The following is an 18,630-nucleotide window of genomic DNA, read 5'->3' on the forward strand; positions in this document are numbered from 1 at the left end:
GGTCCGGGCGCCGGCATGGTTTCCGCAAATCTGCAACGGGCCCGCGGGCCCGGAAGGGTGACGCGGGCCGTTTTCCGGCCCGCGTCGTCTGTCCTGCAAGGCGGAGGATCGCTCCGCCCCGTCGTCAGTTCTTCGACTTGTCGACCATCTTGCCGGCCGAGATCCAGGGCATCATGCCGCGCAGCTTTTCGCCGGTGGCTTCGATCTGGTGCTCGTCGTTGATGCGGCGGGTTGCCTTGAACGAGGGCTGGCCCACGGCGTTTTCAAGCATGAAATCACGCACGAACTTGCCGGTCTGGATGTCGGTCAGAACCGCCTTCATGCGCGCCTTGGTCTCTTCGTAGGGAAGGATGCGCGGGCCGGAGACGTATTCGCCGTATTCGGCGGTGTTCGAGATCGAGTAGTTCATGTTGGCGATGCCGCCTTCGTAGATCAGGTCCACGATCAGCTTCACCTCGTGCAGGCACTCGAAATAGGCCATCTCGGGGGCGTAGCCCGCCTCGACCAGGGTCTCGAAGCCCATGCGGATCAGTTCCACGAGGCCGCCGCAGAGAACCGCCTGCTCGCCGAAGAGGTCGGTTTCGCACTCTTCGCGGAAGTTGGTCTCGATGATGCCGGAGCGGCCGCCGCCGATGGCGGAGCAATAGGACAGGCCGATTTCCAGCGCCTTGCCGGAGGCGTCGTTCTCGACGGCGACGAGGCAGGGCACGCCGCCGCCCTTGACGTATTCGCCGCGCACGGTGTGGCCCGGACCCTTGGGCGCCATCATGATGACGTCGATGTCCTTGGAGGCCTCGATCAGGCCGAAGTGCACGTTCAGGCCGTGGGCAAAGGCGATGGCCGAGCCGGGCTTGAGGTTGTCGCGCACGTATTTCTTGTAGGTTTCCGCCTGCAGTTCATCGGGCATGGTGAACATGATCAGGTCGCACCAGGCCGCCGCTTCGGCAATGCCCATGACCTTGAGGCCTTCGCCTTCGGCCTTCTTGGCCGAGGGGGAGCCTTCGCGCAGGGCGACGACAACGTTCTTGGCACCCGAATCGCGCAGGTTCAGCGCGTGGGCGTGGCCCTGCGAGCCGTAGCCGAGGATGGCCACTTTCTTGTCCTTGATGAGGTTGATGTCGCAATCACGATCATAATAAACGCGCATCTTTCTCGTCCTTCCTTGGTTCTTGTTATGCGGCGCACTTTACTGTCGCCGGGGTGATGCTGGTTGCGTTTTTCATGCGTATTTGAGAACAAGAAGAAGGATCATTCGTCAGAACCGGAAAAGGTGCGGAATTCATGCTCGACGATACGGACCGGCGCATCCTCCGGCAGTTCCAGGCCGACCCGGAGGCGGCCTCCTCGGTGCTGGCCGGGCGGGCGGGGGTAACGCCCTCGACCCTGGCGCGGCGGCTGGCGGCGATGCGGGCGTCGGGCGTGCTGCGCGGGGTGCGCGGGGTCATCCACTGGCCTTCGCTCGGCTACGAGGTGGAGGTGTCGCTGCGGGTGACGCTGGACAAGACCGCGCCGCGCGCCTTCGACGATTTCATCGGCGCGGCGCGGCAGGTGCCCGAGGTGATCGAGATCCAGACCTTCCTCGGCTCGCTCGACGTGCGGCTGGCGGTGGTGGCGCGCGATCTCGCGCATTACCAGGTGCTCTACCGCGAAAAGCTGCTGGAGCTGCCGCATATCTCGGACATCGCGGCGCTGATGCACGTGGCGATGGTGAAATCCGACGAAACGGTGCCGCTGTGATCGCGCTGGACGAGATCGACCGCGCGCTGGTGCGGCGGCTGGAGGCCGACAGCCAGGCCAGCGCCGGGGCACTCGGGCGCGAGCTCGGCCTGTCCCAGCCCGCCTGCTGGCGGCGCATCCAGCGCCTGCGCGAGGCGGGGCTGTTCCGGGGGGCGCGGCTGGACCTCGACCTCGCGCGGCTCGGCTTCGGGGTGACGGTGTTCCTCGGCATCAAGCTGGCGGCGCGGGGGCGGGTCAGCCTCGAGGATTTCGAACGCGCGGTGAGCGCGATCCCCGAGGTGCAGATCGTCGAGCACGTGCTCGGGCTGTTCGACTACCGGCTCCGGGTGGTCGCGCGCGACCTGTCGGATTTCGAAAGGGTGCTGCGGCGGCGCATCATGACCCTTCCCGGCGTGGGGCAGGTCGAGGCCAACGTGATGCTGAGCGAGGAGCGCCGCCCCGGCCCGCTGGGCTGACCGGGCTCAGGCCGAAAGGCGCAGCGCCTCGGCCTCGTGACGGCGCAGGGTGTAGCGCGACAGGCCGTGCGGACAGTCCAGACCGTCGAGTTCGGGAAACAGCGCGACGATCTCGTCGCGGGCGTCGTCGTCGACGGACTTCAGCGTCTCGTTGCCGGGAAACAGCGATTCCGACGGGCAGGCCTCGGCAAAGACGATCTCGTGCCGGTCGAGCAGGAAGTGGTGATATTCGATCTCCCCGCGCGGCGCGATGCGGATGGTCGTGCCGTTCACCAGGTGCTTTGCGGCGACCAGCACCTCGGACTGGCCGAACAGCAGCTCGGCCTGCGCGCCGGACAGCAGCATCCGGTGGTTCTGCGACACGAAGAGATCGCGCAGGTTTCCGAGCGTCCCGGCACGGATGAAGACCGGTGCCCCGGGGCCGGTTCCCGCCATCCGGTGCGCGCCGGTCCAGCGGATCGGGCAGGGGCCGGAATCCAGCGTGGTGACGAGATCGCCCTCGCGCAGGGTCTCGATGAAGCGCGGTCCCTCCGGGGTCTCGATCAGGGTGCCGCGCGCGTAGCAGATCGGCGGCGTGATCCCGCCCAGGACGAACAGGTTGTTGTCGCTCGCGAACCAGCCGTTGCCGACCTCGGTCGTGCCGCCGTCGATGGTGGAGTTGCCGTTGAAATCGTTGTCCATGTGCCGGTCGAGCACCAGCGTCTCGCCGTTCTCGGCGACATCGGTCAGATCGTGCCCGGCCACGGCGACAAGCTGGTTGAGCCGCGGCGCGTCGGGATCGGTCGAGCGCAGCACGTTGGCGTTGAAGCGCAGGTACATGTCGCCCAGCCCGCTGACATCGGACTGGATGTTGGCGAACTGGTTCGGGTTCATCGGCGCGTAGGTGAACTTCACCACGTCGTTGTAGTAATCCGCCGCATTGTCGTAGACTCGGATGCCGACGATCCGGCTGTCGCCCGTCACTTCGAGGTTCTCGTTGGCGTTCTCCACCAGGATCACCACGATGTCGTCGGCTTCGAAGGGCAGATCTCCCCCGCGGATGCGCGCGATGCCCGCCCCGTCCTCCCCGCCGTTGGAGCGGGTGTTCACGTTGGCGCCCTCGAGAAGGTTGTTCCCGAAGAGCAGTAGCTCCGTGTTCGGCATGACTGCCCGGTCCGCCTGATGCGCGGGTTCTTACCCGCTGGTGCTGCCTCTTTTTCGCCTCAATTTGCGTCAAATCCGCCGGATCGGAAAGGCCGGGTCTCGGGCAGGGGCAGGAAACCTTCCGGTTGTGTCACGCGGGCGACAGACCGCGACCATCGGAGGCTTTGCCATTCGTCTCCCGAGGCGCTAGCCATGGAGGCCAGGAACAGGAGGGCTCCCATGGCACTGCGTGACGATATCGACCCCCGGGGGCTCGAGGAATTTTCGGTGGTCTTCACCGACCGGTCGCTGAACCACATGTCCGCCGCCTTTCAGGAGGTGATGCGCGGCATCTCGGAGGGCCTGCGCGAGGTCTACGGCGCCGACGCGGTGGCGCTGGTGCCCGGTGGCGGCAGCTTCGGAATGGAGGCGGTGGCGCGGCAGTTCGGCCAGGGCGCGCGCGCTGTGGTGGTCCGCAACGGCTGGTTCTCCTTCCGCTGGTCGCAGATCTTCGAGGCCGGGGGCTTCGGCGGGGAGGTGACGGTGATGAAGGCCCGCCAGGCCGGGAACGCGCTGGATGCGCCCTTTGCCCCCGCCCCGATCGAGGAGGTGGTCGCGGCGATCCGCGAGCATCAGCCGAAGATCGTCTTCGCGCCGCACGTGGAAACCTCGTCCGGGATCATCCTGTCCGACGACTACATCCGCGCGCTGTCCGATGCGGCGCATGACGTGGGCGCGCTGATGGTGCTCGACTGCATCGCCTCGGGCTGCATCTGGGTCGACATGAAGGCGACCGGCGTCGACGTGCTGATCTCGGCCCCTCAGAAGGGCTGGTCGGCCACGCCCTGCGCCGGGCTGGTGATGATGTCCGGGCGCGCGGTGGCGCGGATGGACGAGACCCGCAGCGACAGCTTCGCGCTGGACCTCGCGAAGTGGCGGCAGATCATGGCGGCCTACGAGGCGGGCGGCCATGCCTATCACGCCACCATGCCGACGGACGGTCTGCGCGGTTTCTTCCGGGCGATGGAGGAAACCCGCGCCTTCGGCTTCGAGGCGGCGCGCGAAGCGCAGTGGGAGCTCGGCCGCAAGGTGCGCGCCCTGCTGGCGGCGCGCGGGGTGAAATCCGTGGCCGCCGAAGGCGTCGGCGCGCCCGGTGTCGTGGTCAGCTACACCACCGATCCCGAAGTGCAGTCGGGCCGCGCCTTTCTGGCGCGTGGGGCCCAGATCGCGGCCGGCGTGCCGCTGCAATGCGACGAACCGGCGGGCTTCTCGACCTTCCGGCTGGGACTGTTCGGGCTCGACAAGCTCAAGGATGTGGACGGCACGGTCGCACGGCTGGAACGGGCGCTCGGCGACGTTCTCTAGGGACGAGGTTTCCCCGCAGGATCGCGCCCGCGATCAGCTTCGCGCGCCCAGCCCCAGCTGCATCAGGGTGCGGCGCAGCGGCGCCATGCCGTAGAGCGCGTCGAGCGCCTTGGCCCGCGCGTCGCGCAGCGCCGGGGTCGAGAGCATCGAGGTGCGGTTCAGCAGGGTGATCCCGGCCACCCGCGCCCGCAGGTCGGTGATCCTGCCGCGATGGTAGCTGTCGAGCATCTCCGAGTCGCCCAGCCCCTCGGGGCGGGCGCTGGCGAGCTCCAGCAGCAGGCGCATGTCGGCCAAGGACATGTTGAGCCCCTGCGCGCCGATCGGCGGCACCACATGCGCCGCCTCGGCCACGAGGGCGAGGCGCTCGCCGCACAGACGCTCGGCCTGCTGCGCGATGATCGGCCAGATCGTGCGGCGCGACGCCAGGGTGAGCGGGCCGAACAGGTGGCAGGACCGTTCCGACATCGCCGCCTCGAAGGCCCCGGCATCCAGCGCCATCAGCGCTTCGGCCTTCGGGCCTTCCTCCATCCAGACCACCGCCGAGGACGGCCGCCCCTCGCGGTCCGGCAGCGGCACCAGCGTGAACGGCCCGCCGGTCCGGTGGATTTCGGTCGAGACATTCTGGTGCGGGATCGGATGGGTCACGGCAAAGGCCAGCGCCTTCTGCCCGAAGCGCGTGGTTTTCACGCCGATGCCCGCCGCCTGCCGCATGGGCGAGGCACGCCCGTCCGCCGCGATCACCAGACGCACCTCGGCCCGGCTGCCGTCGGACAGGCCGACGCGCGCCGTGGCGCTGCGGGTGAAGAGAGAGGTCGTGGCGGTGCCGGGGCGGAAATCCACGGTCTCCAGCGCCGCGAGATGCCCGGTCAGTTCCCGGCGCAACACCCAGTTCGGCAGGTTCCAGCCGAAGGGCCTGTCGGAGATGTCGCTTGCGTCGAAATCCCTGACGACCCGCGGGGTTGCCGTCTCGCCCCCCGCATCGACGATGCGCATGGTCTGCAGCGGCGTGGCATGATCCGCCAGCCGGGACCAGAGGCCGATCTCCTCCAGAAAGGCCTGCGCCGGCTGAAGGAAGGCGGTGGTGCGCAGATCCGCTCCCGGCGCCTCGCGCTCGGTCACCGGCGGGGCGGGATCGACGCATAGCACCCGGAACCCGGCGCTGCCGAAGGCTGCCGCGGCGGTCAGACCGGCGATGCCGCCGCCGGAGACGAGGATGTCGTGGTCCATGGAACGGGCTCCTGTTGCGCTGCGCCCCGTGGGGGCCGGCCGGGCCGGCGCCTAGCGGCCGACGGTGATCAGCAGGATCGTGGCGAAGCAGAGCGGCACCAGCGCCAGCGCCACCATCGCGAGGGCCGGCAGCCCCCAGAACGTGACGGCCAGCGCAACGACGGCGAGGAACACCGCGAGGGCGGCGAAGATCCGTGCTTCGACCCCGGCGGGGGTGCCGCGAGGCGCGGTCGAGGGGGCTGTTGCTGCGGACATGGCGATCTCCATTGGCTTGCCGGTCGGGGATACACCGCGCCGCCGCCCCGATACAGTTGCGAATTGTCGCGTTCCCGCGACCGGCCCGCGCCGCCGCTCAGGTCAGGCGGGCCAGGAAGGCGACCAGATCGTCGGTGTGATGGTGGATATGCGCCCCGGCGCCGCGTTCCGGCGCGACATGGACCGTGCGCATCCCCATGTCGTGGGGCGCGGTGAGGTTGCGGGGATCGTCCTCGAACATCGCCGCCTGGCCGGGGTCCACCCCGTCACGCGCGAAGACCGCATCGAAGGCCCGCCGCTCGGGCTTCGGCAGGTAGCCCGCGTGTTCGACGCCGTAGACCGCGTCGAAGGCCTCGCTCAGGCCGCGCGCCTTCAGCACCTGTGCCGCATAGGGGGCACTGCCGTTGGTGTAGACGATGCGCCGCCCCGGCAATTGCGCGATCAGCCCCGCGAGATGCGGGTCCGGCTCCAGCGCGTCGAAGGAGATGTCGTGCACCTCCTCGAGATAGCCCTCGGGGTCGACGCCATGGTGCGCCATCAGCCCGGCGAGCGTCGTGCCGTGGCGCAGCCAGTAGTCCCTGCGCAGGGCGTCCGCCTCGGGCTCGGCCACGCCCACCACGCGCATGACGAAATCCGTCATCTTCCGCTCGATCTGGTCGAACAGGCGCACGGTGGGAGAGTAGAGCGTGTTGTCCAGGTCGAAGACCCAGGTCCGCACATGGGAAAAATGCCGTCTTGTCATGGCTCGAGCCTACGCCCGGCAGCGAGATCCGGCAATGGGTGCATTGATTGCGCCGCCCACTGGGCGCTATCGTGACACGGTTCACCCGGAGGAGCCCGAATGTCCCAGATCCGCAGCCAGCAGAAGGATGCCTATGCCCTGATCCTGGAGGCCATAGATCAGGGCGTCTACCGCCCCGGCGACCGCCTCGTGGAAAGCGAGCTGGCCGAGCGATTCGGTGTCTCGCGCACGCCGATCCGCGAAGCGCTGCAACGGCTCGAAACCCAGTCGCTTCTGGCGCGGGACGGGCGGTCGCTCATCGTGGCCTCGCTCGACCACAACCAGATGGCGGAACTCTACGTCGTGCGGACCGAACTCGAAGGCCTCGCGGCCCGCCTGGCCGCGCGCCATGCCGCCGAGGAGGAAATCTCCGTTCTGCGCGACATGGTCGAGGACGACCGCGCCCTGCTCGACGATCCTTCAGCCCTTGCGCGGGCCAACAGGCGGTTTCACAAGATGATCCACCTTGCCTCGCACAACCGCTACCTCGTTCAGCAACTCGACCTCGTGCACCGCTCGATGGCGCTGATGGCGACCACCTCGCTGGCGGCACAGGGACGCGGCGAGGTCGCGCTGGCAGAGCATCGCGCCATCGTCGAGGCCATCGGCAGGCGCGACGAGGACGCGGCCGACCGGGCGGTTCGGGAGCATATCTCCGTGGCCTTCGTGACCCGCCTCAAGCTGGACAGCCGGAAGGCGGGCTGAGGCCGCGCAGGAAGAGGGGGCGCTGCCCCCGTCCGCCTTGCGGACTCCCCCGGGATATTTCCGGCCAGAAGAGGCCCGTGCGCGGACAAGTGTGCTTCTTCTGGCTGCAAATATCCCCGCCGGAGGCATGGCATGCCCGTGACACGGGCGTCCCGGCCGCCGGGCCGGGTGGGTCAGCGCAACCAGAAACCTTCGCGTTTCAGGGTGTTGCGGATCGCCTGTTCCCTGCGGGGCAGGTCGTCGCGGTCGAACAGGGCGCGGGCCTTGTGGCCGCGTTCCTGGTAGATCATCCGCTTGAAAGGGTCGTGCTGTTTCAGGATCTTCTTGATCCGGTTCGGTGCGGCGATTTCTTCGAGGTGTCGCACCACGTCGTCCGGCTCGCGGGCATAGAGCAGCGGCAGGTTGCGGTAGTGGCAGCTCGTGCGGCCGTCGAGATACCCGGCGGGCAGGGTCCCACGCCCGCCACCGAGCGCATGGATGACCAGCGGCAGGGCGACCTGGTCGAGCCAGGGGTCGAGGCTCTGGCAGATCAGTTCGGCGGGGGCATCGTCGCGGATCGCAAGGGCGGTGTCGAGGAAGCGCTGTCCGAAGATTCGCGGGCATCGGTAGAAGAAGACCCCGGCGTTGAAATAGAGATAGCGCTGCCAGTATTCGTCGGGCCAGCTTCGGTCGAGCGAGCTGTCGAAATCGAGCCCGAAGCGGTCGTAGAGCGACTTCCAGATCTGCGAGTAGCCGGGGCCGTAGAGCTCGATCCGCGGCCAGGTGTCCTCGCGGCGCAGGGAGGCGGTGGGGCGGTCGAAATCGAACGGCACCCGCGACAGGTCGTCGAGGATCAGCGTATCCGTGTCGAAGAAGACGAACGGCTCGTCGGGCGGCAGGGCGAGCAGGGCCTCGATCTTGTTGCCGTAGGGATAGGACTGGCCGAAGTGGCGGTTGGTGAAGGGCAGGAGCGTGGCGCCGAGATCCTGGAGGAGATCCCGGACTTCGCCGGACATGGCGGGATTGCCTGGCCAGAGCGGTCCGGGCCGGGGTTCGGCCACGAAAAGCCGGGCGTGACCGGCCGGGGTCGTGGCGCGCAGGGATGCGGCGAAGAGGACGGCTTCGTATTGCAGCCGCCCGGCCTGACCGACGATCATCACGTTGATCGGGCGCGCGCCCCGGGTCTTTGCTGCCATATGCTCGGATCCTGCCTTTTCGGCGCAGTATAGGGGGCGGGCGGCGGGATCGGAAGCGCCCGGGCGCCCCTTGGCGGGATGCCCGGATCCGAGACGGATCGTCGCTCCCGGTCAGGGCTCGATGGGCTCCAGCACCTGCGGTTCGATCACCCGCACGCCGGGCAGGCCCGCGATCAGCGGTTCGGCGGATTGTGCCAGCGCCGGGAAGGTGCGGTAGTGGCAGGGGATCACCGTGGCAAAGTCGAAATAGGTGCGCGCGGCCCAGGCCGCCTGCTCCATGTCCATGGTGTAGTACCCGCCGGCGCAGAGGATGCCGATGTCCGGCTGGTGGTATTTCCCGATCCAGTCCATGTCGGCCATGATCGAGGTATCGCCGGAGAAGTAGATCGTCCGGCCTTCGCCCTTGATGATGAACCCGGTTTCCATCCCGAGGTAGACCGGCCGCCCGTCGACGGTCACCGACGAGGAATGCGAGGCCGGCACCATCGTCACCGTCACCGCCCCGAGCGTGATGGTCCCGCCCTTGTTCCAGCCGTGGCCCTTGGTCGCGCCCTTTTCCGCCAGCCAGGCGGCGAGTTCGACCATCGCCGAGACCGGAGCCCCGGTGCGGCCCGAGACTTCGACCACATCGGCGGTATGGTCGAAATGGCCGTGGGTGACGAGGATATGCGTCGCCCCCGCGATGGCGGCTTCGTGTTGCGCGTCTTCCAGCATCGGGTTGGCGTGCAGCCAGGGGTCGATCAGCAGCACCTGGTCTTCGATCTCGATGCGGAAGGAGCCGTGGCCGAGCCATATGATCTTCAAGGGTCTGTCCTCCGGAATGGTGTCCGGGCGGATCCTAGCACGCGGTCGCGGCAGGTAAAGTGCGCCCGCCGTCCGCCGGCCAGCGCGCCGCGAGATCGGCCATGAGCGCGCGGTCGGTCTCGTCCTCGGGGCCCTCGGCGCCGGGGCGGAACCGGGCGCGGAAGGCGGCGAGGCGGATCTCGTCCTGGCCCGGCGCGGCGCGGTATCCGAAGCGTTCCGCATCGGCGGCGAAATCGCCCGGCGCGGCGGGGCGGGGCCGGATCGACAGACCGCGCCGCGCCAGCCGCGCCCAGTCGAAGCGCGGGCCGGGGTCGATCTTGCGCCCGAGCGCCGTGTCGGAATGCCCGACCACCCGCTCCGGCGGGATCGACCAGCGCGCGGCGATCCCGGTCATCAGGGATTCGAGCGCCGCCATCTGCGGTTCGGGAAAGGGTTCGGAGCCGGTGTTGACGATCTCGATTCCGATCGAGCGGGAATTGACATCCGTCGTCGCGCCCCAGGCGCCCGGACCGGCGTGCCAGGCGCGCATCCCCTCGGAGACGAGCTGCCAGCAGGTGCCGTCACGGGCGAGAACGTAATGCGCCGAGACGCCCGAGGCCGGGTTGCAGAGCCAGTCCCGCGCTTCGGCGGCACTGGCCATCGCGGTGTAGTGCAGCAGGATCATGTCGGGCCGCGCGCCGAGACGCCGCGGCCCGAAATTGTCGCTCGGAAACCAGGCCGGGGTCAGCCGCGCACCGCGCGGAAGGGCGCCGGGTTCCAGGCGCAGGCAAAGCCGTCGCCATCGGGGTCGAGACCCTTGCGGTCCTTCTCGGGGCCGCCCATCGACAGGAAGTCTTCCTGTGCGAGGTCCGGGGAATCGTAGGCGTTGCAGGCCCGCGCCGCGCGCGCGGCACCGCCGGCGGAGCGCTTGTAGAGCGGCTGGCCGACCGGGTTGGTGGTGCGGATCGCGTATTCCACGATATTGGGCGTATTGGTGCCGGGCCGGTTCGGCAGTTCCGTCGGCGCCACCACCTGGTATTGCGAACGGTTCTGCGCGATCAGCGCCGCATCGGCCTGAATGTCGCGCTCGGCGGAAACGGCCTGGAAGCTGTTTTCGTCCGACAGGCCCGCATCGTTGGTCACGACGGCGGGGGCGGCGTTCGACGGCGAGGCGACGACCGGTGCGACGCCGGAATTGCGCTCGACCGCGTCGCGGGCCGCGGCCTGATCCCTGGCGTCGAGGGTCGTGCTTTCCACGGCGGTCGGCGACTGGATGCCCGGCGTCTCGCCGCGGGCATAGGCGGCCTGACGCTCGTTGTAGCTGTCGTAATCGCCGAAGCCCACGCCGGAGCCGCTGTCGGGCACCGGGCCCGCCGCGCAATTGGCGAGCGCCAGCAAAGCCGCGCCGCAAAGTAGAAACCGTGTCATTTTCTGCCCGTCACCCATGATGTCCGCGCGTCCCTACCACCATTTCGCAGGCTTTTCCACAAACCCCGCCGCGCGCTCCAGCGCGTAAGCGGTATTCAGCAGATCACCTTCTTCCCAGGGACGACCGATCAGTTGAAGACCCAGCGGCAGCCCCTGACGGTCGATGCCCGCGGGCACCGAAATGCCCGGAAGACCGGCCAGGTTCACCGTCACGGTGAACACGTCGTTGAGGTACATCTGCACCGGATCGGCATCCTTCATCTCGCCCAGTCCGAAGGCCGCCGAGGGAGTCGCGGGGGTCAGGATCGCATCGACCCCGGCCGCGAAGGCGTCTTCGAAATCCCGCTTGATCAGCGTCCGCACCCTGCGGGCCCGGTTGTAGTACGCGTCGTAGAACCCGGCGGAGAGCACATAGGTTCCCACCATGATGCGGCGCTGGACCTCGTGGCCGAACCCTTCGGCGCGGGTCTTTTCGTACATCTCGGTGATGCCGTCGCCCTGCGCGAGCTTCGCGCGGTGGCCGAAGCGCACGCCGTCGTAGCGCGCGAGGTTGGACGACGCCTCGGCCGGGGCGATGACGTAATAGGCGGGCAGGGCGTATTTCGTGTGCGGCAGCGAGATGTCGACGATCGTCGCGCCCGCGTCGCGCAGCATCTCCTGGCCGCTCTGCCAGAGCGCCTCGATCTCGTCGGGCATGCCGTCCATGCGGTATTCGCGCGGAATGCCGATGGTCTTGCCGCGGATGTCGCCGGTCAGCATCGCCTCGAAATCGGGCACGGCGAGGTCGGCCGAGGTGCTGTCCTTGGGGTCGTGACCGCACATCGACCCGAGCACGATGGCCGCGTCGCGCACGTCCTTGGTCATCGGCCCGGCCTGGTCGAGCGACGAGGCGAAGGCGACGATCCCCCAGCGCGAGCAGCGCCCGTAGGTCGGCTTGATCCCGGTGATGCCGGTGAAGGCGGCGGGCTGGCGGATCGAGCCGCCGGTATCGGTGCCGGTCGCCGCGAGGCAGAGATCCGCCGCCACCGCCGAGGCCGAGCCGCCGGAGGAGCCGCCGGGCGTGAGCGCGGTGTCGTCGTTGCCGCGGCGCCAGGGGTTCACGGCGTTGCCGTAGACCGAGGTTTCGTTGGAGGAGCCCATCGCGAACTCGTCCATGTTGAGCTTGCCCAGCATCACCGCGCCCGCGTCGAACAACTGGCCGGTGACGGTGGATTCGTATTCCGGGCGGAAACCTTCGAGGATGCGGCTCGCCGCCTGGCTCGCGACGCCCCTGGTGCAGAACAGATCCTTGATCCCCATGGGAATCCCGCACATCGCCGGGGCATCGCCGGCGGCGATGCGCGCATCGGCGGCCCGCGCCTGGTCGAGCGCGATCTCGGGGGTGTGGTGGACGAAGGCATTGAGCGCGCCGGCGCCCTCGATCGCGGTGAGGCAGGCCTCGGTCAGGGCAACCGAGGTCACCTCGCCCTTGCGCAGGGCGTCGCGGGCCTCGGCCACTTTCATCTTGGTCAGGTCGGTCACGGGCGTCACTCCACCACTTTGGGAACGGCGAAGAAGCCTTCGCGGGCGTCGGGGGCATTGGCCAGGATGCGATCCTGAATGCCGCCGTCGGTCACACCGTCCTCGCGCCGCTTGAGCCGCATCGGGGTGACCGACACCATCGGCTCGACCCCGTCCACATCGACCTCGTTGAGCTGTTCGATGAAGTCGAGGATGTTGGAAAACTCCTGCGCCAGCGCCGGGAGCTGTTCTGGCTCGACCTTGATGCGGGCGAGTTTGGCCACCTTGGCGGCGGTATCCGTGTCGATCGACATGGGCGGTCTCCCTGTCCGTACTGAATCCAGCCCGCTTTACTCTGCCCCGCCGCCTGCCGCAAGCGACTGCCCCCGCGATCCATCGGGGGGACTATTCCGACGAAAATCCGGGCGCCGGTGTCAGTCGAGCGCGTAGGGCAGGATGTCGCGCCGGTGAGGGGTTATGGACAGGGTCTTTTCCAGCGGCGGCACCGAGCGCTGGTGGCAGTCGGTGCGCTCGCAGATCCGGCAGGAGATGCCGATGGGCTCGAAGGCGCCGTCGCGGTCCAGGTCCATCCCGTCCGCATAGACCAGCGCGCGGGCGTGCTTCACCTCGCAGCCGAGCGCCATGGCATAGCGCCGGACCGGCGCGTTGAAATGGCCGCCGCGCTTGGTCACGTCGCGCGCCAGCAGGACATAGCGCACGCCGTCCGGCGTTTCGGCAAGCTGGCGCAGGAAATGGCCCGGCGTCTCGAAGGCGCGGTGCACGTTCCAGAGCGGGCAGGCCCCGCCGTAGCGCGCGAATTGCAGCCGCGTGGCCGAGTGCCGCTTGGTGATCGTGCCCGCCTGATCGACGCGGGCAAAGAAGAACGGGATACCCTTCGCGCCGGGGCGCTGCAGCGTCGAGAGCCGGTGCGCGACCTGTTCGATCGAGGCCCCGAAACGCGCCGCCAGCAGTTCCAGATCGTGCCGGGTTTCCTGCGCGGCGGCGAGGAAGGCGGTATAGGGCATCATCGCCGCGCCGGCGAAATAGTTGGCGAGGCCGAGCTTGCAGATCGCCCGCGCGGCGTCGGTCTGGAACCGGGCAAGGTCCAGCGTCGCCTCGAGCAGCTCGTTCTGGCGCAGCAGCGCGACCTGCACCAGAAGCTGGAAGGTCTGCGTTTCGGGCGGCGCGAGCGAGGACAGCGTGAGCACCTGGCGCGCGGAATCGAAGCTGCGCAGCGCCGGGTCCTGCGACACCTCCACCTTCACCCCCTTGAGGCGCAGCCGCGCGATGGCGGCGGCGCGGATGTCGCCTTCGCCGGCCAGCAGCTTGGCGTAATGCTCGGCCGCGCGGTCCATCGCGTCGATGTAGTTGTCGCAGTAGTGGAAGAAATCCCGCACCTCCTCCCAGGGAGAGGCCTGAAGCTGCGCGCCCTCGCGTCCCAGCGCCTCGTCCAGCCGCGCGAGGCGCTCGTGGGTCTGCCGGTAGGCGCGGTGCACTTCGAGAAAGGCGCGGGCGAGGGCGGGGGCGTTGGAGGCGGTCAGCCGCAGGTCGGCCAGCGGCGGGGTCTCGGCAAAGATCGGATCGGCCAGCGCCTCGCGCATGTCGGTGACGAGACGTTCGGCGTCGCCCTGTCCGAGCTCGGTCACGTCGAAGCCGAATTCCTGCGCGAGGGCGAGCACCACCGTGGTCGACACCGGGCGGTTGTTGTTTTCCATCTGGTTGAGATAGGGCAGGGAAATCCCGAGCTTGGCGGCGAAATCCTTCTGGGTCAGGCCGAGGCGCGCCCTCAGGTCGCGCAGTTTCGCGCCCGCGTAGAGTTTGCGTATCGCCACCGTGAATCTCCCCCGTCCGCCCGCGACTTTACGGATTTGCGTTTTCCGAGGGGGACGTTTGCAAACTTCCTGCCCTGCGTCCAGTCTCCGCGCCCGCGGTCCGTGCGCGTTCTGCGCATTCCGGACAGGACGAAGACGGTCAGGACAGGGGAAGCGCGCCGAGCTGACGTTCGCGCCGGATCACCACGAGGATCGCGGCGATGGAGGCCACGCCGGTCGCGGCCATGAGCCAGAGCAGCGGCCAGGCGCCGGTTCCCGGCTGCAGCAGCGCCCCCGCGAGCGCCGACAGGCCCGCGCCGCCCCCGATCATGATCGCGCCGCCGAGGCCGGAGGCCGTCCCCGCGAGATGCGGACGCACCGACAGCGTGCCCGAGGTCGCATTGGGGATGGTGAGCCCGTTGCCGAGGCCGACGAAGGCCATGAAGCCGAAGAAGGTCCATTCGGAGTCGAAGCCGACGGCAAAGACCGCGAGCGCGGCCAGCAGCCCGAAGGTGTTGATGAGGCAGCCCCAGAGGATCATCCGGTTGATGCCGAACCTGGCCGAGAACTTGCCCGAGATGCCGTTGCCGAGGAAATAGCCGATGGCGGGCACGCCGAAGAACAGCCCGAGCGCGGAGGGCGAGAGGCCGAAGACCTCGGAGCCCACGAAGGGCGCGCCGCCGAGATAGGCGAAGAAGGCGCCGGAGGAGAACGCGCAGGCCAGCGCGTAGCCCCAGAACCGCGGGCTGCGCAGAAGCTCGGGATATTCGCGGAACTGCTGTGCCAGCGACAGGCCGCTCGCGCGCGAGGTTTCGCCGAGGTCGCGCCAACTCAGCCAGAAGATCGCCACGCCGAGCACGAAGAGCATCCAGAACGACGCCTGCCAGCCGAACATCTCGCCCAGCACGCCGCCGATCACCGGGCCGATCATCGGCACCACGGCGACCCCCATGGTGACATAGCCGATCATCGACGCCGCCTGGTCGGCCGGAACCATGTCGCGCACCACCGCCCGGCTCAGCACCATGGCGGCGACGATCACCGCCTGGCACATGCGGAAGACCAGAAACATCGCCACGTTGGGCGCGAAGATGCAGCCGAGCGTGGCGATGAGGAACAGCCCGACGCCCCACAGAATCACCGGCCGCCGCCCGAGCTTGTCCGACACCGGCCCGATGGCGATCTGCAGCGCGGCATTGACGCCGAGGTAAATCGCCACGGAAAGCTGCATCAGCCTGTATTCCGTGCCGAAATGCTCGGTCATCTTGGGCAGCGACGGCAGAAACACGTTCATCGCGAGCGCGGACAGTCCCGCGAGCAGGATGAGTGTGACAATATGTGGCGGTGTGGAGCGGTCCAGAAATCGGACAGTCGGGGCGTGATCCATGCCGAAGGGGTAGGGGCGGCGCATGCGAAAGTAAATCCGGATCGGGCCGGAGCCGGAGGATTTGCAGTATTGCAGTTCGCTCTTCCGACACTTTTCCGACTTTGCAAATTTGCCGAAATTGACTTGAGCAGGCGTTGCGCCTCTGTATGGTCACGCGAAACGAGAGGGACGGCCATGAAAGACATTCTCCACGAGTTGGAAGACCGCCGCGCAGGCGCCCGCATCGGTGGCGGCCAGGCGCGGATCGACGCGCAGCACGCCCGCGGCAAGCTCACCGCGCGGGAGCGGATCGAGCTGCTTCTCGACGAGGGCAGCTTCGAGGAATACGACATGTTCGTGTCCCATCGCTGCACCGATTTCGGGATGGAGAAGAACCGCCCGCAGGGCGACGGCGTGGTCACCGGCTGGGGCACGATCAACGGCCGCCTGGTCTACCTCTTCTCGCAGGACTTCACCGTTCTCGGCGGGTCGGTTTCCGCCACCCACGCCATGAAGATCTGCAAGATCATGGACATGGCGATGCAGAACGGCGCGCCGGTGATCGGGCTGAACGATTCCGGCGGCGCGCGGATCCAGGAGGGCGTCGATTCGCTCGCCGGCTATGCCGAGATCTTCCAGCGCAACGTCATGGCTTCGGGGGTGATCCCGCAGATCTCCGTCATCATGGGGCCCTGCGCGGGCGGCGCGGTCTATTCGCCCGCCATGACCGACTTCATCTTCATGGTGAAGGACACCTCCTACATGTTCGTGACCGGCCCCGACGTGGTGAAGACCGTCACCAACGAGGTGGTCACCGCCGAGGAACTGGGCGGCGCCTCGACCCATACGCGCAAGAGCTCGGTCGCCGACGGCGCCTTCGAGAACGACGTGGAGGCGCTGGCCGAGGTGCGCCGCCTGGTGGACTTCCTGCCGCTCAACAACCGCCAGAGCCTGCCGGTGCGGCCGTTCTTCGACGATGTGGACCGGGTCGAGACCTCGCTCGACACCATCATCCCGGAGAACGCCAACCAGCCCTACGACATGAAGGAACTCATCCTGAAGGTCTCGGACGAGGGCGACTTCTACGAGATCCAGGAAGACCACGCCAAGAACATCATCACCGGCTTCATCCGGCTCGAAGGCCGCACGGTCGGGGTGGTGGCGAATCAGCCCATGGTGCTGGCCGGCTGTCTCGACATCGATTCGTCGAAGAAGGCCGCCAGATTCGTGCGCTTCTGCGATGCCTTCGAGATCCCGCTGCTCACCTTCGTCGACGTGCCGGGCTTCCTGCCGGGCACCAGCCAGGAATACGGCGGCGTCATCAAGCACGGCGCGAAGCTGCTCTTCGCCTATGGCGAGGCGACGGTGCCCAAGGTCACGGTGATCACCCGCAAGGCCTATGGCGGGGCCTATGACGTGATGTCCTCCAAGCACCTGCGGGGCGATGTGAACTATGCCTGGCCGACGGCGGAAATCGCCGTGATGGGGGCCAAGGGCGCGACCGAGATCATCCACCGCGCCGACCTCAAGGACGCCGAGAAGATCGCGCGCCATACGCGGGATTACGAGGACCGCTTCGCGAATCCCTTCGTGGCGGCGGAACGCGGCTTCATCGACGAGGTGATCCAGCCGCGCTCGACCCGCCGCAGGGTGAGCCGGGCCTTTGCGATGCTGCGCAACAAGAAGCTCAGCAACCCGTGGAAGAAGCACGACAATATCCCGCTGTGACGCGGAACGAAGGGGGCTTTGATGCGTCGGCACGGCTGGCATATCCTGTGGCAGGGCGACACGCTGGTGCTGGCGCGCGCCGTGCCGGTGCGCTTCGACGTGAGCGCGCAGACGCGCCTTCCGGCGGTGCGGCGCCCCTTGCGGCTGGCGCAGCAGGTGCGCCAGGACCTGTGGCGGGCGCTGCGCGACCTGCGCGGGTTCAGCCCCTGCGTCAGCGTCGCGCCGCAGGGCGGGGAAGTGATCCTGCGCGCCGGCGGACGGGCGGCGCATCCGGTGGCGCCGGGCGTTCCGGCGCGCATCGCCGCGGTGCTCGAGGACGGCGCCAACCGGGCGCGCTGGACGCGGTGGGCGGCATGATCGCGAGGATCGCGGCACTTGCCCTGCTGTGCGGCCCGACCGCGGCCATGGCCGGGGACGAGCCGGTGGCGGTGCCGTCCGGGATGCGGGTGGCCTTCCACGACGTGATCCGCGATGCGCCGGGCGAGGGGCTGATCTACCGCTTCCGGTTCGTCGCTCCGGAGATCGGCGGAGATGCGCCGCGCCCCTACGAGGAGGTCGCGCCGGACATGGATTTCCTGTGCGACGGCTACGCCGTGCCGCGCCTTGCGCAGACCGGCCCTGTGCCGGGCCGCATCGTCATCTCGCTGATGGCCGATGTTGTGGAATTCGGCGAGCCGAACCCGGAAATTCCACAATATTTCGAGTCCTACTCGCTGCGCGACGGGGCCTGCATCTGGGAGGCGTTCTGATGCTTGCACAATATCTTGCGGGCCGCCGCTCCGGTGTGCGGAAGAATGAGGCTTTGGAGTCACAGAGGCAGCACATGCATCGGGCGCAATATCTTTCCGAAATCAATTCGGCTATGGTCGGGACCGATTGCACCCAAGCAATCGATACCTCACAACGGGATCAGGCAGGACCGAGCGGTTCTGTCCGTTTCGTTGAACCTGACAGGAGAAAGAGATGTCCAAGAGCATCAAGGTTCTTGCCATGCTGGGCCTTTACTTCAGCCTCACCGCTTGTGGCGGGCAGCAGGAAGAAGAATTCGTGGTGGTCGACCCCGAGCCGATCAGCACGGAGCCGGTCTACACGGGCAAGTACAAGTAATTCGACTTCGGGGCGGGCCTCCGGGCCCGCCCTGCTTTGCCGCCCCGCAGACCCGTCCGGGTCGGGGCGGGGGCAAATTCCTTCA

The 18,630-nt window shown here is 68.1% G+C and carries 21 protein-coding genes; 8 read left to right on the plus strand and 13 right to left on the minus strand.

Annotated features, from left to right (window positions below):
* Nucleotides 1–124: 124 nt before the first annotated feature.
* Nucleotides 125–1,147 (minus strand): ketol-acid reductoisomerase, encoded by a 1,023-nt coding sequence (gene ilvC, locus ACN0RJ_RS08460; protein ID WP_417720989.1) that lies wholly within the window; start codon nucleotides 1,145–1,147, stop codon nucleotides 125–127.
* Nucleotides 1,148–1,281: 134 nt separating this feature from the next.
* On the opposite strand from ilvC, the gene ACN0RJ_RS08465 reads away from it, so the two are divergent.
* Nucleotides 1,282–1,737 (plus strand): Lrp/AsnC family transcriptional regulator, encoded by a 456-nt coding sequence (locus tag ACN0RJ_RS08465; RefSeq protein WP_417723995.1) that lies wholly within the window; start codon nucleotides 1,282–1,284, stop codon nucleotides 1,735–1,737.
* Nucleotides 1,734–2,192 (plus strand): Lrp/AsnC family transcriptional regulator, encoded by a 459-nt coding sequence (locus tag ACN0RJ_RS08470; protein ID WP_417720987.1) that lies wholly within the window; start codon nucleotides 1,734–1,736, stop codon nucleotides 2,190–2,192. The genes ACN0RJ_RS08465 and ACN0RJ_RS08470 overlap by 4 nt, the downstream gene beginning before the upstream one ends.
* A 6-nt stretch (nucleotides 2,193–2,198) precedes the next feature.
* Here the strand turns inward: ACN0RJ_RS08470 and ACN0RJ_RS08475 are convergent, their stop codons facing one another.
* The gene (locus tag ACN0RJ_RS08475; RefSeq protein ID WP_417720986.1) at nucleotides 2,199–3,335 is read right to left on the minus strand and encodes a Hint domain-containing protein; all 1,137 of its coding nucleotides are present in this window, start codon (nucleotides 3,333–3,335) and stop codon (nucleotides 2,199–2,201) included.
* 219 nt (nucleotides 3,336–3,554) lie between these two features.
* Here ACN0RJ_RS08475 and ACN0RJ_RS08480 point away from each other — a divergent pair, with 219 nt between their 5' ends.
* Nucleotides 3,555–4,679 carry an aminotransferase class V-fold PLP-dependent enzyme gene (locus tag ACN0RJ_RS08480; protein ID WP_417723996.1) on the plus strand — a complete coding sequence of 375 codons (1,125 nt, stop codon included), beginning with the start codon at nucleotides 3,555–3,557 and terminating at the stop codon, nucleotides 4,677–4,679.
* 33 nt (nucleotides 4,680–4,712) lie between these two features.
* On the opposite strand, the gene ACN0RJ_RS08485 is transcribed toward ACN0RJ_RS08480, so the two are convergent.
* From ACN0RJ_RS08485 to ACN0RJ_RS08495, 3 genes are all read right to left on the minus strand, one after another.
* A complete protein-coding gene (locus tag ACN0RJ_RS08485; protein WP_417723997.1) occupies nucleotides 4,713–5,906 on the minus strand; it encodes a UbiH/UbiF family hydroxylase in 1,194 nt (397 codons plus the stop codon).
* Between the two features lie 51 nt (nucleotides 5,907–5,957).
* Complete coding sequence (locus ACN0RJ_RS08490) at nucleotides 5,958–6,161, minus strand: hypothetical protein (RefSeq protein ID WP_417723998.1); 204 nt, start codon at nucleotides 6,159–6,161, stop codon at nucleotides 5,958–5,960.
* Nucleotides 6,162–6,258: 97 nt separating this feature from the next.
* Entirely contained in the window at nucleotides 6,259–6,903 is a 645-nt protein-coding gene (locus ACN0RJ_RS08495; RefSeq protein WP_417720982.1) for a pyrimidine 5'-nucleotidase, read from the minus strand.
* 99 nt (nucleotides 6,904–7,002) lie between these two features.
* Between ACN0RJ_RS08495 and ACN0RJ_RS08500 the strand changes: the two genes are divergently transcribed.
* Complete coding sequence (locus ACN0RJ_RS08500; RefSeq protein WP_417720981.1) at nucleotides 7,003–7,647, plus strand: GntR family transcriptional regulator; 645 nt, start codon at nucleotides 7,003–7,005, stop codon at nucleotides 7,645–7,647.
* A 173-nt stretch (nucleotides 7,648–7,820) separates the two neighbouring features.
* On the opposite strand, the gene ACN0RJ_RS08505 is transcribed toward ACN0RJ_RS08500, so the two are convergent.
* From ACN0RJ_RS08505 to ACN0RJ_RS08540, 8 genes are all read right to left on the minus strand, one after another.
* Entirely contained in the window at nucleotides 7,821–8,822 is a 1,002-nt protein-coding gene (locus tag ACN0RJ_RS08505; RefSeq protein WP_417723999.1) for a hypothetical protein, read from the minus strand.
* A gap of 111 nt (nucleotides 8,823–8,933) precedes the next feature.
* The gene (locus ACN0RJ_RS08510) at nucleotides 8,934–9,626 is read right to left on the minus strand and encodes a metal-dependent hydrolase (RefSeq protein WP_417724000.1); all 693 of its coding nucleotides are present in this window, start codon (nucleotides 9,624–9,626) and stop codon (nucleotides 8,934–8,936) included.
* A gap of 34 nt (nucleotides 9,627–9,660) precedes the next feature.
* Nucleotides 9,661–10,290, minus strand: coding sequence for an N-acetylmuramoyl-L-alanine amidase (locus ACN0RJ_RS08515; protein WP_417724001.1), 630 nt, complete (start codon nucleotides 10,288–10,290; stop codon nucleotides 9,661–9,663).
* 59 nt (nucleotides 10,291–10,349) lie between these two features.
* The gene (locus ACN0RJ_RS08520; RefSeq protein ID WP_417720977.1) at nucleotides 10,350–11,033 is read right to left on the minus strand and encodes a hypothetical protein; all 684 of its coding nucleotides are present in this window, start codon (nucleotides 11,031–11,033) and stop codon (nucleotides 10,350–10,352) included.
* A gap of 33 nt (nucleotides 11,034–11,066) precedes the next feature.
* On the minus strand, nucleotides 11,067–12,554 hold the full coding sequence (gatA, locus tag ACN0RJ_RS08525; RefSeq protein ID WP_417724002.1) for an Asp-tRNA(Asn)/Glu-tRNA(Gln) amidotransferase subunit GatA: 1,488 nt from the start codon (nucleotides 12,552–12,554) through the stop codon (nucleotides 11,067–11,069).
* A 5-nt stretch (nucleotides 12,555–12,559) separates the two neighbouring features.
* Nucleotides 12,560–12,847, minus strand: a complete 288-nt coding sequence (gene gatC, locus ACN0RJ_RS08530; protein WP_417720975.1) for an Asp-tRNA(Asn)/Glu-tRNA(Gln) amidotransferase subunit GatC — start codon at nucleotides 12,845–12,847, stop codon at nucleotides 12,560–12,562.
* Between the two features lie 120 nt (nucleotides 12,848–12,967).
* Nucleotides 12,968–14,365, minus strand: coding sequence for a helix-turn-helix domain-containing protein (locus tag ACN0RJ_RS08535; RefSeq protein ID WP_417720974.1), 1,398 nt, complete (start codon nucleotides 14,363–14,365; stop codon nucleotides 12,968–12,970).
* 139 nt (nucleotides 14,366–14,504) lie between these two features.
* A complete protein-coding gene (locus ACN0RJ_RS08540) occupies nucleotides 14,505–15,731 on the minus strand; it encodes a multidrug effflux MFS transporter (RefSeq protein WP_417724073.1) in 1,227 nt (408 codons plus the stop codon).
* A gap of 174 nt (nucleotides 15,732–15,905) precedes the next feature.
* Here ACN0RJ_RS08540 and ACN0RJ_RS08545 point away from each other — a divergent pair, with 174 nt between their 5' ends.
* The 4 genes from ACN0RJ_RS08545 (at nucleotide 15,906) to ACN0RJ_RS08560 (ending at nucleotide 18,545) form a co-directional block, all read left to right on the plus strand.
* Nucleotides 15,906–17,438, plus strand: a complete 1,533-nt coding sequence (locus ACN0RJ_RS08545) for an acyl-CoA carboxylase subunit beta (protein WP_417720973.1) — start codon at nucleotides 15,906–15,908, stop codon at nucleotides 17,436–17,438.
* A gap of 21 nt (nucleotides 17,439–17,459) precedes the next feature.
* Nucleotides 17,460–17,795 carry a hypothetical protein gene (locus ACN0RJ_RS08550; protein ID WP_417724003.1) on the plus strand — a complete coding sequence of 112 codons (336 nt, stop codon included), beginning with the start codon at nucleotides 17,460–17,462 and terminating at the stop codon, nucleotides 17,793–17,795.
* On the plus strand, nucleotides 17,792–18,187 hold the full coding sequence (locus tag ACN0RJ_RS08555; RefSeq protein WP_417720971.1) for a DUF6497 family protein: 396 nt from the start codon (nucleotides 17,792–17,794) through the stop codon (nucleotides 18,185–18,187). Before ACN0RJ_RS08550 ends, ACN0RJ_RS08555 begins: the two co-directional genes overlap by 4 nt.
* A 214-nt stretch (nucleotides 18,188–18,401) precedes the next feature.
* The gene (locus ACN0RJ_RS08560; protein WP_417720970.1) at nucleotides 18,402–18,545 is read left to right on the plus strand and encodes a hypothetical protein; all 144 of its coding nucleotides are present in this window, start codon (nucleotides 18,402–18,404) and stop codon (nucleotides 18,543–18,545) included.
* Nucleotides 18,546–18,630 lie beyond the last annotated feature (85 nt).

It is taken from the genome of Salipiger sp. (assembly GCF_048261495.1).
Classification (GTDB): Bacteria; Pseudomonadota; Alphaproteobacteria; order Rhodobacterales; family Rhodobacteraceae; genus Salipiger.

Excerpts from the sequence above, each read along its gene's own strand:
- ilvC (WP_417720989.1), bottom strand. The coding sequence starts at position 1,147 with ATGCGCGTTTATTATGATCGTGATTGCGACATCAACCTCATCAAGGAC.
- ACN0RJ_RS08465 (WP_417723995.1), top strand. The coding sequence starts at position 1,282 with ATGCTCGACGATACGGACCGGCGCATCCTCCGGCAGTTCCAGGCCGAC.
- ACN0RJ_RS08475 (WP_417720986.1), bottom strand. The coding sequence starts at position 3,335 with ATGCCGAACACGGAGCTACTGCTCTTCGGGAACAACCTTCTCGAGGGC.
- ACN0RJ_RS08480 (WP_417723996.1), top strand. The coding sequence starts at position 3,555 with ATGGCACTGCGTGACGATATCGACCCCCGGGGGCTCGAGGAATTTTCG.
- ACN0RJ_RS08485 (WP_417723997.1), bottom strand. The coding sequence starts at position 5,906 with ATGGACCACGACATCCTCGTCTCCGGCGGCGGCATCGCCGGTCTGACC.
- ACN0RJ_RS08490 (WP_417723998.1), bottom strand. The coding sequence starts at position 6,161 with ATGTCCGCAGCAACAGCCCCCTCGACCGCGCCTCGCGGCACCCCCGCC.
- ACN0RJ_RS08495 (WP_417720982.1), bottom strand. The coding sequence starts at position 6,903 with ATGACAAGACGGCATTTTTCCCATGTGCGGACCTGGGTCTTCGACCTG.
- ACN0RJ_RS08500 (WP_417720981.1), top strand. The coding sequence starts at position 7,003 with ATGTCCCAGATCCGCAGCCAGCAGAAGGATGCCTATGCCCTGATCCTG.
- ACN0RJ_RS08505 (WP_417723999.1), bottom strand. The coding sequence starts at position 8,822 with ATGGCAGCAAAGACCCGGGGCGCGCGCCCGATCAACGTGATGATCGTC.
- ACN0RJ_RS08515 (WP_417724001.1), bottom strand. The coding sequence starts at position 10,290 with ATGATCCTGCTGCACTACACCGCGATGGCCAGTGCCGCCGAAGCGCGG.
- ACN0RJ_RS08520 (WP_417720977.1), bottom strand. The coding sequence starts at position 11,033 with ATGACACGGTTTCTACTTTGCGGCGCGGCTTTGCTGGCGCTCGCCAAT.
- gatC (WP_417720975.1), bottom strand. The coding sequence starts at position 12,847 with ATGTCGATCGACACGGATACCGCCGCCAAGGTGGCCAAACTCGCCCGC.
- ACN0RJ_RS08540 (WP_417724073.1), bottom strand. The coding sequence starts at position 15,731 with ATGGATCACGCCCCGACTGTCCGATTTCTGGACCGCTCCACACCGCCA.
- ACN0RJ_RS08545 (WP_417720973.1), top strand. The coding sequence starts at position 15,906 with ATGAAAGACATTCTCCACGAGTTGGAAGACCGCCGCGCAGGCGCCCGC.
- ACN0RJ_RS08550 (WP_417724003.1), top strand. The coding sequence starts at position 17,460 with ATGCGTCGGCACGGCTGGCATATCCTGTGGCAGGGCGACACGCTGGTG.
- ACN0RJ_RS08555 (WP_417720971.1), top strand. The coding sequence starts at position 17,792 with ATGATCGCGAGGATCGCGGCACTTGCCCTGCTGTGCGGCCCGACCGCG.
- ACN0RJ_RS08560 (WP_417720970.1), top strand. The coding sequence starts at position 18,402 with ATGTCCAAGAGCATCAAGGTTCTTGCCATGCTGGGCCTTTACTTCAGC.